At 69.2% G+C, this 12814-nt stretch carries 7 protein-coding genes and 1 pseudogene; all 8 read right to left on the bottom strand.

Annotation, left to right across the window (positions count from 1 at the left end; translation table 11 throughout):
* Positions 1-49: 49 nt before the first annotated feature.
* Positions 50-343 (bottom strand): annotated as a pseudogene (locus tag KF737_RS16180) (RadC family protein); the annotation flags it as partial.
* Between the two features lie 25 nt (positions 344-368).
* On the bottom strand, positions 369-782 hold the full coding sequence (locus tag KF737_RS16185; RefSeq protein WP_296457084.1) for a hypothetical protein: 414 nt from the start codon (positions 780-782) through the stop codon (positions 369-371).
* 77 nt (positions 783-859) lie between these two features.
* Positions 860-1606 (bottom strand): DNA repair protein RadC, encoded by a 747-nt coding sequence (radC, locus tag KF737_RS16190; RefSeq protein ID WP_296457086.1) that lies wholly within the window; start codon positions 1604-1606, stop codon positions 860-862.
* Between the two features lie 390 nt (positions 1607-1996).
* Complete coding sequence (locus KF737_RS16195) at positions 1997-5593, bottom strand: M1 family aminopeptidase (protein ID WP_296457089.1); 3597 nt, start codon at positions 5591-5593, stop codon at positions 1997-1999.
* Between the two features lie 10 nt (positions 5594-5603).
* Positions 5604-6485 carry an ABC transporter ATP-binding protein gene (locus KF737_RS16200; protein WP_296457092.1) on the bottom strand — a complete coding sequence of 294 codons (882 nt, stop codon included), beginning with the start codon at positions 6483-6485 and terminating at the stop codon, positions 5604-5606.
* A 115-nt stretch (positions 6486-6600) separates the two neighbouring features.
* Entirely contained in the window at positions 6601-8238 is a 1638-nt protein-coding gene (locus KF737_RS16205; protein ID WP_296457096.1) for a hypothetical protein, read from the bottom strand.
* A 59-nt stretch (positions 8239-8297) separates the two neighbouring features.
* A complete protein-coding gene (locus tag KF737_RS16210; protein WP_296457099.1) occupies positions 8298-11546 on the bottom strand; it encodes an efflux RND transporter permease subunit in 3249 nt (1082 codons plus the stop codon).
* An 84-nt stretch (positions 11547-11630) separates the two neighbouring features.
* Positions 11631-12704 (bottom strand): efflux RND transporter periplasmic adaptor subunit, encoded by a 1074-nt coding sequence (locus tag KF737_RS16215; protein ID WP_296457102.1) that lies wholly within the window; start codon positions 12702-12704, stop codon positions 11631-11633.
* Positions 12705-12814: the final 110 nt, after the last annotated feature.

Consider the following 12814-nt stretch of genomic DNA (forward strand, 5'->3'; position numbering starts at 1 on the left):
GCCCTGCCCGTGAATGGGGGAGGTTCGCGTTGGGGCCGACCCGCCGACATCACATCAGGCCCAGCGCCTTGAAGCTGGCGACGCCGTCGCGGCCGACGACCAGGTGGTCGTGGATGGCGATGCGCATGGGGCGGGCGGCCTCGACGATCTGGCGGGTCATGTCGACGTCGGCCGGCGAGGGCGTGGGGACGCCGCTCGGGTGGTTGTGGACCAAGATGATCGCGCTGGCCGATAGCTCCAAAGCACGCCTTACCACCTCGCGAGGATACACCGGGGCATGGTCCACGGTGCCGTGCCCCATCACCTCATCCGCAATTAGGCTATTGCGTTTGTCGAGGAAGACGGCGTTTTGCGGAACGCCTAAGCCACTATGAGGCAGCTACCATCCGGTCGGCATACTTCTCGATGAGCTTGAATCCGAAGATTTGCATCTTTGGAAGCGTGGCCAAGTCCATGTCGGACGCAGGGCCGATGTGTTGATCTCCAATCCATATTTCACCGCCGCTCGTTCGCTTAGTCAGCGCGAATTCAGACGCTGAAACCTCTTCAGTCCCGATTTTCTTCCAACGCCTTCGCCGAATTGGCTCCACACTTGTGTAATACAGGTCGAAAGGGCCGTGGAAATCTGTTGGATCGACTCGCTGTGTGCTCGCTATCTTCAATCGAAACAACTTAATCAGGACCACATCCGCGAAATAGGTCGAGACAAACAGAACCTTCGCTAAGCCTGTCCATTCGCCTACTGGAATGACGATCAGATTTCCGCCTGCGCTCTCAGTCATCGGTCAGCCCCCATCTTCGAGCTTTGACTTAACCTACGCGCGACCTGCTCGCCAGAAGCGCAATTGCTGAGTGCGTTTCAGAGCAGTCCGAGAGCCTTGAAGCTGGCGACACCATCACGACCAACGACCAAGTGATCATGGATAGCGATCCGTAACGAACGACCGGCTTCGATCACTTGGCGCGTCATCTCGATATCCGCCTGCGATGGGGTAGGATCGCCAGACGGATGGTTATGCACCAAAATGATCGCGCTGGCGGATAGCTCCAATGCGCGTCTAACCACTTCGCGCGGATACACGGGAGCGTGGTCCACAGTGCCATGTCCCATGACCTCATCCGCAATTAGGCTATTGCGTTTGTCCAGGAAGAGGACGCGGAACTGTTCGCGGCCTTCGTGGGCCATGGCGGCCTTCACATAGGCGAGGAGCGCATTCCAGGAAGAGATCACCGGGCGGCGCGCCACCTGCTCCTTCGCCGTGCGCAGCGACGCCTCGTGCAGGAGCCTGAGGTCGAGGGCGAGCGCGTCGCCCACGCCCTTCACGGTGCGCAGCTCCTCGGCGGTGGCGCCCAGGACCCCGCCCAGCGAGCCGAAGCGGGCCAGGAGCTGCTTGGCCAGGGGCTTGACGTCGCCCTGCGGGATCGAGCGGAAGAGGAACAGTTCCAGCACCTCATAGTCCGGCAGGGCCGCCAGGCCGCCCGCCGCGGCCCGCTCGCGCAGCCGCTGGCGATGGCCGGCATAATGCGGCTTCTCCGCTGGCGCGGGCTTCACCCGCCAGAAGTCGGGCTGCGGAGCGGCGTCTTCGATGGCGAGGGGGCGGGCCATGGCGACGCTCAATGTTCCGCAATTGTTCGCGCGACGCAAGAGGCCCCCGATCGGGGGAGGCCGTCCGCTCCGGCGCGAGGCATCGTCGTCCCCGGTGATGGGGGGACGGAGATGAGGTTCACGACGATCCTCTCCGTCATGGCGGTGGCCGTGGCGGTGGTGATGATGGTGGCGGCGGCCTAGGGGCGGGTGCTCGATAGGGCTGCCGCAAAAACACAGTGTCATCCCGGCCGGAGGGCCGTATTCGGCCCGTAGAGCCGGGACCCAGGGGGTTCAAGCTCTGAGTCCGGTGGTCCTGGGTCCCGGCTCTCCGCTGCGCTGCGGCCGGGATGACGATCTATATCATTGAATCTATGATACTTTATCGCATCTGTGATCGAGTCCGGAATCCTAGCGGGTGGTCACGGCGATCGCGTTGTCGACGGAGGCGCGGTCGATCAGCTTGTTGTAGGGGTCCACGCCGGCGAACTTCGGCGGCCCGTCCACGGTGACCGTAAGGGTCTGGACGCCGCTGCGCAGGCCCGTCGTCCTGAACGCCAGGACGTTCGCCTTGCCGAACCCGGGCTTGCCCGGCTCGGCGGTGAAGACGCCGACGTCGAAGGCCTCTGTGGCCGGGATCGCCACCGGCGTCTCCTTGCCCTTGCCGTCGGCATAGGCCTTCTTCGCCTCGACCGTCAGGACCACGTCATAGCGGCCGTCGGCGCGCTTCTTGGCGACCGCCGAGCGGGTCTGCAGGTCGTAGAGGGTGATCTTCTCGAAGAGGTCGGTGATGAGCTGCTGGGCGGCGGGATCGTTCCCGGCCTCGGCGCGCAGCGCATCGACGAGGTCCTGCGAGCGCGGGTAGGGCGCGCCCTTGAAGGCGTACTGCCCCAGCAGCCGGCGCAGCGCCGCGTTGACCTTGGCCTCGCCGATCCGGTCGCGCAGCAGGTACATGACCAGCGAGCCCTTGCGGTAGTGGATGTAGTCCTGGTTCTCGACCCGGATCAGCGGCAACTCCTCGACCAGTTCGCCGCCGCGCGAGCGCAGGTAGCGGTCCAGTTCGTACTTCAGGAACTTGCGGATGCCGTCGGCGCCATAGGTCTTCTCCATCACGATCAGGGCCGAGTACTGGGCCAGCGTCTCGGAGAGCGCGGTCGCGCCCTGCATGTCGGCGCCGATGATCTGGTGGGCCCACCACTGGTGGGCGAGTTCGTGGGCCGTGACGTAGGTCGGATAGTCGATCTTGTCGGGCCGGGTGTTGTCGGTGACGAAGCCGATGGCCTCGGAATAGGGCATGGTGTTCGCGAACGCCTGGGCGAAGCGGGCGTAGCCGGGGAACTCCAGGATCCGCGCCTGGTGGAACTGGTAGGGGCTGAAGTTGGCCTGGAAATAGTCGAGCCCGGTGCGCAGCGCCGCCAGCATCCGCTCGACGTTCCAGGGGTGCTGGGCGTCGTAGTAGACGGCCAGCTCGACGCCCTTGTAGGCCTCGCGCTTGATCGTGTAGCGGGCCGACTGCACCGAGAAGAAGTTCAGCACCGGCGCGTCGGTGCGGTAGCGGATGGTGCGCCGCCCGCCCTTGGTCTCGTCCGAGACGCGGTAGCCGGGGGCGACGGGCGTCTGGTCGGCGTCGGTGGTCACGCGGATGTCGGCGTTCACCCAGTCGGCGTTGGCCAGGTAGTTGCGCCGCGTGGCCGAGAGGTTCTCCAGCTTCGGCGGCCGAAGCTGCGGCGCCAGGCCGTACTTCTTGCGCTTCACCCGGTCCTGCAGCAGGCGGCTGCGGTCCATGCCCACCACGGGGCCGAACTCGAAGTTGTCGACGAAGGTCCCGTTCTCGACGATCCGGGTCATGTTGCCCGAGTTCCTGAAGCCGACCTGGCCCATCACCGTCTGGAACGACAGCGCGGTGCGCTCGCCGGGCATCAGCGGCCGGTCGAAGGTGAAGACGCGGTAGTTGTAGCGGTCGTAGGTCTTCACCCGCGACGCGCCGTTGACGCTCATCTGCAGGGCCTTGGTGTCGCGGTCGAGGCGCACGTGCAGCTCGCTGACCGGCGCGCCGGTGTCGTTGACGAGATGGTAGACGCCCTCGGTCACCAGCTTCGGCGCCCTCGGATGGATCTGGACGTCGAGCTGCACGTCGGTGACCGACGGCTGGGCCAGCGTCTCGTACCTGAGGAAGGCCTTCTCGTAGTCGGCCAGCCATTCCTCGTCGCCGATGCGGGTGCGGTAGTCGTTCAACTGGTTGGTGTTGTGGAAGATGAAGACCCCGAGGCCGACGAAGGACGCCAGCGCCAGCGCACCCACGACGCCGGCCCCGCCCTTCAGCCGCGACGGCAGGCGGCGCAGGCGCGCCCGCATCTGCCAGGCCGAGCCGCGCGGCCACAGCGCATGGGCGATCACCATCAGGACGACGGCGAAGGCCGTCCAGTAGGCGCGGAACCAGGCGGCGATGGCGGCGAAGTTCCCCTGGCCGTTCATGTCGGAGAGCGGCTCGCCGTTGAAGCCGGGGTAGGCGGGCTTGCCGCCGTAGAGATAGAGCGCGTGCTCGAAGCCCAGGCGCGGCGCCACCAGGCGCGCGACCAGCACCAGGATCAGGATGCCCCAGCCGACGAACTTGTTGGGCGACAGCGCCTGGATGAACACCGCCAGGATCGCCAGCAGCGACCAGTCGACGACGCCGGGCAGGATGTACCAGAAGACGTAGTGCGTGACCTCGATCTGGGTGAAGCCCTTGCCCAGTTGCACCGCGATCCCGGTCAGCGCCGCGACCGTCAGCATCGAGGCCATCACCAGGACCAGCGCGAAGGCCTTGGGGACCATCAGCGCCCAGTCGGGCAGGGCGCTGGCGTCGACCAGCTCCTGGGTGCGCCGGTCGCGCTCGCGCCAGACCAGCTCGCCCGCGTAGTAGATGGCGACGACCCAGATCAGGATCACGAAGCTGCCCTGCAGCACCTCGATCACCCAGCGCGTGACCGGATAGAGCGCCGCGCCGCCGAGTTCGGCGCCGCCCAGCAGGTTGCCCAGCGCGTTGAAGACGCCCAGCAGCAGCAGGACGACGAAGGCCGGGCTCTTGAACGTCTGGCTCACCTCGAAGCGGGTGCGTTCCCAGAGCTGGACCGTGGCGGTGAAGGCGTTGAACCGCGGCCTGGGCAGCGGCCCCGGCGCGCTGCGGGCGGCCGGCGCGGCGGCGGGCCTGTCGGGGCGGCGGCGGCCGGCGCGTTCGCCGAAGCGGAAGGTGGCGTAGGCCGCGGCGAGGGCGGCGAGGCCCACGGGCATCCAGACCACGCGGTTCCAGAGCAGGGCGCCGGCGATGGGCGGGACCAGGGTGTTGGCGTCGGCGGCGGTGTAGTAGCGGGTGGCGAGCTGGAAGGCCGCGCCGCCGAACGGGTCGATCATCGCCGCGATCGCCAGCTTGTCGGGGTCGGCCAGCATCACGCCGGCCGCCAGGAAGGCGGCGAGGAACGCCGCGGCCGCCACGTAGGTCCCCATCATCGAGCGCGTGATCGTGGCGACCGCGAAGAACAGCGCCGAGACCAGGAAGATCGAGGGCAGGGCGATCCACAGGTAGCCGAAGGCGTAGGCCCCCAGCATGTGCGGCCCCAGCTTGTCGGGGTCGATCCACGGCATCAGCGCGCCGACGAACATCCCGAGCGGCGAGGCGAGGAACAGCAGCGACACCGCGCCGAACGCCCCGGCGAAGCGGCCGAACAGGTAGTCGAACCTGCTGATCCGCGTGGACCGCACGATGGGGCCGAAGCCCGTCTCCTCGTCGCGCGTGATGACGTTCGCCACGAAGGCGGTGGCGGCGAACATGAAGATGGTCGCCATCGTGCCCATCCAGAGCGCGATGGCGGCGGGCGAGTTCTTGTGGATGTTGCCGGGCGCGCCGATCGTCAGGTTGTCGCTGACCACCCCGATGTAGGGCATCAGGAAGAAGACGACCGCGCTGATCCAGAAGATCGGCTGCCGGATCTGGTAGCGCAGCTCGAAGGCCGCGATCTTGCCGAACATGCCGGGCGGCCTAGGCGGCGACGCGCCGCGAGGCGGCCAGGGTGGAGAAGTAGACGTCTTCCAGCCCGCCCTGGACCGGCTCGAAGCCGGCGCCCGGGTTCCGGTCGGCCAGCACGTGGATCACCGTGCGGCCGCCGGCGAGGCGGGTCGAGATCACCTGGTGCGCGGCGCGCTCACCGTCGAGGTCGGCGCGGTCGATGGTCTTCTTCCAGACCTTGCCCGAGAGCTCGCCGATCAGGGCGGACGGGGCGCCTTCCGTGAGGATCCGGCCGCCGGCCAGGACGGCCATGCGCGGGCAGAGGTCGGAGACGTCGTCCACGATGTGGGTCGACAGGATCACCACCACGTTCTCGCCGATCTCGGCCAGCAGGTTCAGGAAGCGGTTGCGCTCCTCGGGATCGAGGCCGGCGGTGGGCTCGTCGACGATGATGAGCTGCGGCTGGCCGATCAACGCCTGGGCGATGCCGAAGCGCTGGCGCATGCCGCCGGAGTAGCCGGCGACGGCCTTCCTGCGCACGTCCCAGAGGTTCACCTGCTGCAGCAGGGTCTCGACGGTGTCCTTGCGCTCGCCGCGGTCGGCGATCCCCTTCAGGACGGCCATGTGGTCGAGCAGGTCGGCGGCGGACACGCGCGGGTAGACCCCGAAGTCCTGCGGCAGGTAGCCCAGGGTGCGGCGCAGCTTCTGCGGCTCGGCGACGACGTCGATGTCGCCGAAGGTGATCGACCCGCTGGTGGGCGTCTGCAGCGTGGCGATGGCGCGCATGAGGGTCGACTTGCCGGCGCCGTTGGGGCCCAGCAGGCCGAACATGCCCTTGCCGATGGAAAGGTCGACTCCGTCGAGCGCGCGCGTCCCGTTCGGGTAGACGTGCGTCAGGCCGCTAATCGAAAGCATAGGCTCACTTTCACCCCGTCCCTGGCGGTGAAGCTGCCCGCTGCCCGCGCGGCGGGCAAGTGAGGGATGCGTAACGTTGCGCGCCGGCGTTACCGCCTGCCGCAGCGACGAGCGGTCAGGTGAGGTCGAGGGGCGCCTTGGCGAGGTCGCCCTGCCAGACCTTCCGAGCCTCGGCGCGGTTGGCGGCGGCGTCCTTCCGGTCAGCCTGGGCCAGGACGCGCAGCGCCAGCGGGTCGTGCGGCCACTCGGCGAGGCTGGCGCGGGCGGCGGCGGCGGCCTGCGCCTTGCGCCCGGCCTTCAACTCGGCGGCGGCGACGCTGCGGCGCACCGGGTACCACCACGGCGGCGGGTCGAAGTTCCGCGGGACGGGGAAGGCCTTCTCCTGCGCGTCGGCCGCGCGGCGGTAGTGCAGCGCCGCCTCGGCGGGCTTGCCGGCCAGCATCGCGGCGCGGCCGCGCAGCACGCCCTCCATGATGTCGGCCAGCGTCACGTTTCCGGTCTCGGCGTCCTTCGCGGCCTCCGCCGAGAGCGCCGCGACGGCCTCGGCCTCGCGCGCCACGCCGGCGACGTCGCGCTTCGCGGCCAGCGCCTCGCCGCGGGCGTAGTGGCGATAGAGGCGCACGAGCCGCGGGGCCTGCGGGTCCTCCGCCACCGCCAGCGCGCGGTCCGGCGCGTAGCGGCCCAGCGCCACGAGGCTGCGGGCCTGCGCCATCGTGCGCCGCTCCTCGGGCGCGGAGGACGGATAGGCGATGGCGGCGTGGTCGGCGTACTTCACCGCCAGCGGCCCGTCGCCGGCCATCAGCGCCCCGCCCAGGCCGAACAGGTAGTTGTGGGTGTAGTAGCGCTGGGTCAGCGGCCGCGCGGTCGGGCCGAGCGCGGAGCGGGTCTCGGCGTCGACCTTCAGCGCCTGGGCGTTGGTGACGGCCACCTCCTCGTAGCGGCCCACGCGCATCAGGGTGTGGGTGCCCATGTGGACCAGGTGCGCCGCGCCGGGGGCGAGGTCGTCGAGACGCACGGCGTAGGGCAGGGCCAGCGGCGCCTTCTGCGCGAACTCGGTGGCGTGGATGTAGTAGTGGATCGCCGCCGTGTCGTCGGGCTTTGCCGCCAGCACCTCCTCCAGGATGGCGATGGCGCGGGGCACGCCGGAATAGTCGTCCTGCCGCGCGGGCGTGATCAGGGCGTGGGCGGCGAGGTTGGCGATCATCGCGTCGCCGGGGTTCTTCGCCAGCAGGGCGTCCAGCGCCTTGCCGTAGGCCATCTCGCCGCCGCCCGCGGCGGGCGCGTCGGAATAGCGGCCCTGCAGGGTGGCGATCAGGCCGGCGGTGCGGGCGTCGCCGGGCTTCACCAGGGTCGCGGCCCGGTCGGCGATGGCCAGCGCCTCGACGCGCTCGGCCTCGGTCATCTGGGTGTTGAGCGTGGGGCCCAGGCTCATCGCCACGCCCCAGGCGCAGAGCGCGCAGGCGGGGTCGAGCGCGGCGGCCCTGGCGAAGGCGGCCTTCGTCTCGTCGTGGCTGAAGGCGTGGTAGAGGTCGAGCGCGTTCTCGAACCAGGCCTGCGCCTCGGGGTTGGCGGTGTCGGCCCGCGCCCCGCCGTTGCCGACGTCCTTCATCAGCGCCAGCGGTCCGCCGGACCCGCCCGCCTGCTCGGCGCTGCAGATGAAGCCGATGCCCGTCAGGCTGGGGCCGGGGCTGGTCCCCAGCGCCGACGGCGCGGCGGCGAACACGGAGGCGGCGAGCGCGATGGCGAGCTTCATGCCCGCCAGCGTCGGCCCGATCCCGCCCCGGCGCAAGGCCTCCGGTGCGCGGGCGGCGGCTACTCCGCAGCCTTCGGGAGGTCGTCGTTGCCGCCGAGCACGGTCGGCCGCGGCGCCTTCCCGCGCCCGGTCATGGGCCGGCCCACCGTGTGGTCGCGAAGCCAGCCGAACCGCCGCGAATAGACCTTGGGCGCGGCCAGCATCACCGGCGTCAGCACCAGGGTCAGCAGGGTCGCGAACGACAGGCCCCAGACCACCGACGCCGAGAGCTGGACCCACCAGGTGGAGCCGGGCGCCTTGTACTCGAGGTGCAGGGTGTGGAAGTTCGGGTGGATCTGGAACATCAGCGGCAGGAGGCCCACCACCGTCACCATCGTGGTCAGCACCACCGGCCGGAAGCGCTGGGCCGCCGCCCGGATCGCCGCCTCGTCGGCCGCATAGCCGGCGTGGCGCAGGTGGTAGTAGGTGTCGACCAGCACGATGTTGTGGCCCACGACCACCCCGAACAGCGCCACCACCCCCGTGCCCAGCATGATCACCGAGATGTAGGGGAAGGTGTTGCCGAGGTTCACCTGCACGCCCAGCAGCACGCCGACGGTCGACAGGATCACCGCCGACAGCGTGACGAACACGCCGTAGAAGCTGTTGAACTGCCAGAGCAGGATGACGAACATCATGAAGAGGCTGGCGGCCATGGCCGCGACGAAGAAGCCCGCCGCCTTCTGGCCCTCCTCGTCGGCCCCGATGAACTTCCAGCTCACCTCCGGGTACGCGTCGAGCGCCTTCGAGAGCGAGGGCCGCAGCGCGTTGATCTTCAGGTTCGAGGCGGCGTCGCCGACCATGTTGGCCTGGACGATCACCAGGCGCTGGCCGTCGCGGCGCTGGATCTGCGTCACCTGCTGGGCGGGTACGCGCTTGATGAAGTAGCTGGCCGGCACCGGGCCCTGCGGCGTGGTGATCTTGAGCTGGTCCAGGGCCGCCACGTTGCGGTCGCTGGCCGGGAAGCGGACGCGGATGTCGAGCTCGTCCTCGGCGTCGTCGGGGCGGAAGCGGCCCATCAGCACGCCGCCGGTCAGGAACTGGATGGTCTGGCCCACCGACAGCACGTCGACGCCATAGCGGCCGGCGGCCTGCCGGTCCACCGCCAGGTTCCACTCGATGCCCGGCGAGGTGCGGTTGTCCTCCAGCTCCATGAGCTGGCGGTCCTGGGCGAAGCGGGCCTTCACGATGTCGGCGGCGTCGTTCAGTTGGGCCGGGTCGTGGCTGGAGAGCTGGACCTGGATGTCCTTGCCCACCGGCGGCCCGTTCTGCGGACCGCGCACCTCGAGCTGCAGGCCGGGGATCTCGCCCAGCTTCGAGCGGACGGTGTTCTCGATGTCCTTGCCGCTCAGCCCCAGCGCGAGGCGGTCCTCGTAGTCGAGGAAGTCGACGCGGATGCGGCCCACGGTGTCGTTCGGCGCCGAGTTCGGCCCGCCGTTCGAGGTGAACCCGCCCGCGCGCACGTAGAACGACTCCACGCCCTTGATGCCCGCGAGCTTGGCCTCGACCTGCTTGGTGAGCGCGTCCTGCGCCTCGGGCGAGAGGTTGCCGCGGGCCTTCACGAACACCTGGGTGAACTCGGGGTCGTCGGTGAAGAAGAACTCGGTCTTGTGCGGCGTCATGACGAACCAGGCCATGATCGCGGCGACCAGCAGGAATCCGCCCGCGAACGTCCGGGTCGGGTGATGCGTCATCGCCGTCAGCGAGCGGGCGTACCAGCCCATGAAGCCCTTCATCTCCGTGGGGTCGCCGTGCTCCGACTTGGCGATCTCGGCCAGGTGCTCCTCGTCGACGGCGGTCTTGCGCGCGAAGATCGAGCCCAGGGCCGGCGTGAAGATCAGCGCCACGAAGATCGAGCAGCCCAGCACGAAGAACAGCGTCAGCGGCAGGAAGCTCATGAACTTCCCGGCGATCGAGTTCCAGAACATGAAGGGCACGAAGGCGCAGAGCGTGGTCAGCGTGCCGTTGGCCACGGGCCAGAACATGCGCTTGCCGGCCGCCGTGAACGCCTCGGTCTTGGGCAGGCCCTCGGCCATGCGGCGGTCGGCGTATTCCACCACCACGATGCCGCCGTCGACCAGGATGCCGACCGCCAGCACGAGGCCGAACATCACCATCATGTTCAGCGTCACGCCCATGCCGGTCATGATCAGGAAGGCCAGCAGGAAGCAGATCGGGATCGAGGCGCCGACCATCAGGCCCTGGCGGATGCCCAGGCTGGCCACGATGATCATCATCACCAGCAGGCTGGCCATCAGCAGGCCGGACTCCAGCACCACCAGCGTACGGCCGATGAAGTCGCTCTCGTCGTAGAGGTAGTCGAGCTTGACCGTCGACGGCCACTTCTTCGCCTCGGCGTCGGTGACCTCGCGCACCGTCTTCACGGTTTCGAGGATGTTGGCCCCGCCGCGCTTGGAGACCTCCAGCACGAAGGCGGGGTGGCCGTTGAAGCGGCTGATGGAGCTGGCTTCCTTGAAGGTGCGGCGCACGTCGCCGATGTCGCCCATGGTGACGACGCGGTCGCCGGCCTTCTTGATCGGCAGCGACAGGATGTCCGCGGGCTCCTCGACGACGCCCGGCACCTTCACGGCGAACTGGCCCGGGCCCGAGCGCAGGTTGCCCGCCGGCACGAGCTGGTTGTTGCGGCCGATGACCTGGGAAACCTCGCTGGTGGTGACGTTGTAGGCCTCCATCCGCAACGGATCGATATTGACCTCGAGCACCTCCTCGCGGCCGCCGGCCATGTAGACCTCGAGCACGCCCTCGGTGCCTTCCAGCTTCTCCTTGAGCGCGGTGGCGACGCGGTGCAGCTCGCGCTCGGGCGCCGCGCCCGAGACGACGATGCCGATGATCGGCTCGCCCGAGAAGTTCTGCTCCTGGATGATCGGCTCTTCGGCGTCGGGCGGGAACTTGCCGCGGGCGAGGTCGACCTTGGCGCGGACGTCCTGCAGCGCCTTGTCCTTGTTGAAGTCGGCCTCGAATTCGAGGGTGACGACCGCCGAGCCCTGGCGGGCCACGGCGTTCATGGATTCGATCCCCTCCATCGTCTGGAGTTCGAGCTCCAGCGGCTTCACCAGCAGGCGCTCGGCGTCCTCGGGCGACACGCCGGGGTAGGGCACGATCACCGAGATGTAGGGCAGGTCGATGTCGGGCTGCGATTCCCGCGGCATGTTCAGGTAGGCGAACAGACCGAAGATGGCGGCGATGAGCGTTACGCCCAGCACCACCTTCCGCCGCTTGATGGCTCCGTCGATCAGCGGACCGATCATGGACTTTCTCCCCGGAGCGCTCCGCCGGAGCGCTCCAAAACCTTAGAGCAAGGGCGCTCGCCCGAGCGCCCGCCGCAGGGCGCCCTAGCGGGCGACCGCGACCCGAACCTTCTGACCGTCGGCCACGAACGACTGGCCGACCGTGATCACGCGAACCTGGCCCGAGAGGCCCGAGACCCACATGCCCTGCGGCGTCTCCTCCAGCACCTTGACGGGCGCGAAGGCGACGCGGTTGTCGGCCAGCACGTAGCGCACGCCCTGGCGGCCGGCGCTGTCCAGCACCAGCGACGACACCGGCACCAGGTGGGCCGCGCCCGCGCCCGCGCCGACCCGCAGCTCGGCCGAGAGGCCCGAGCGCACGGTGTTGCCCGGATTGCGCACCGACACCTCGACCCGGTAGGTGCGGGTCTGCGGATCGCTGTCGCGCGAGACGTAGCGGACGACGCCGTTCAGCGCGTGGCCGCTCACCAGCCGCGCCGTGGCCGGCGCGCCCACGCGCAGCTTGGCCGCCTCGGTCTCGGGCGCGTCGCCCACCACCAGCAGCGGGTCCAGCTCGATCATCGTGCCGCACGGCTGGCCGGGCGACAGGTAGGTCCCGATCTCGGCGTCGCGGTGGTCGAACACGCCGGAGTAGGGGGCGCGGATGTTCACCTGGCCCAGCGCGATCTCGGCGGCGCGCACCTGGGCGTGGGCCGCGTCGAGGTTGGCCTGCGCCTCCAGCACCTGGGTCGGCGAGCGGTAGCCCTTCTCGGCGAGGTCGGCGGCGGCCTTGCGCTGAAGCTGGCGCATGGAGAGCGCCGCCTTGGCCTGGTCCAGCGCGGCCTGGCGCGCATCCACCGACAGGCGGCACAGCACCTGGCCCTGGCGCACGAACGCGCCCTGAGGCGTCGGCGTGGAGGCGACGATCCCGGCGGTCTCGGCGCGGACCACGACCGTGCGCGCCGCTTCGGTGCGGCCCCGCATGACGACCTCGGATTCGCGGATCTGCTCGGGGGCGAGCGTGACCTGGACGCCGGGGACCGCGTTGGCCTCCGCCGGCGCGGGGGCCTTGGCCTGGGCCTTGCGGCCGCCGCCGCCGAAGACCGAGCCCAGCAGGAACGCGAGGAAAAGCACCGCCGCGACGGCGATGACGAAAACATACTGCGGCTTCAGTCGCATGAAACTCTCATCCCCGGCTTAGCTGCGGACGCGACGACAACCATCCCAGTCACGCCCGTATCGCCATCTTTCGTGGCTTGTGGTGCTTGTGATGCCGCCGTTATGCGATC

This window comes from Phenylobacterium sp. (assembly GCF_019636135.1).
Lineage (GTDB): Bacteria > Pseudomonadota > Alphaproteobacteria > Caulobacterales > Caulobacteraceae > Phenylobacterium.

What these genes read in the sequence shown, in the direction of transcription:
- radC (WP_296457086.1), bottom strand. Translation starts at nt 1,606, where the DNA reads ATGGCCCGCCCCCTCGCCATCGAAGACGCCGCTCCGCAGCCCGACTTC.
- KF737_RS16200 (WP_296457092.1), bottom strand. Translation starts at nt 6,485, where the DNA reads ATGCTTTCGATTAGCGGCCTGACGCACGTCTACCCGAACGGGACGCGC.
- KF737_RS16195 (WP_296457089.1), bottom strand. Translation starts at nt 5,593, where the DNA reads ATGTTCGGCAAGATCGCGGCCTTCGAGCTGCGCTACCAGATCCGGCAG.
- KF737_RS16205 (WP_296457096.1), bottom strand. Translation starts at nt 8,238, where the DNA reads ATGAAGCTCGCCATCGCGCTCGCCGCCTCCGTGTTCGCCGCCGCGCCG.
- KF737_RS16215 (WP_296457102.1), bottom strand. Translation starts at nt 12,704, where the DNA reads ATGCGACTGAAGCCGCAGTATGTTTTCGTCATCGCCGTCGCGGCGGTG.
- KF737_RS16185 (WP_296457084.1), bottom strand. Translation starts at nt 782, where the DNA reads ATGACTGAGAGCGCAGGCGGAAATCTGATCGTCATTCCAGTAGGCGAA.
- KF737_RS16210 (WP_296457099.1), bottom strand. Translation starts at nt 11,546, where the DNA reads ATGATCGGTCCGCTGATCGACGGAGCCATCAAGCGGCGGAAGGTGGTG.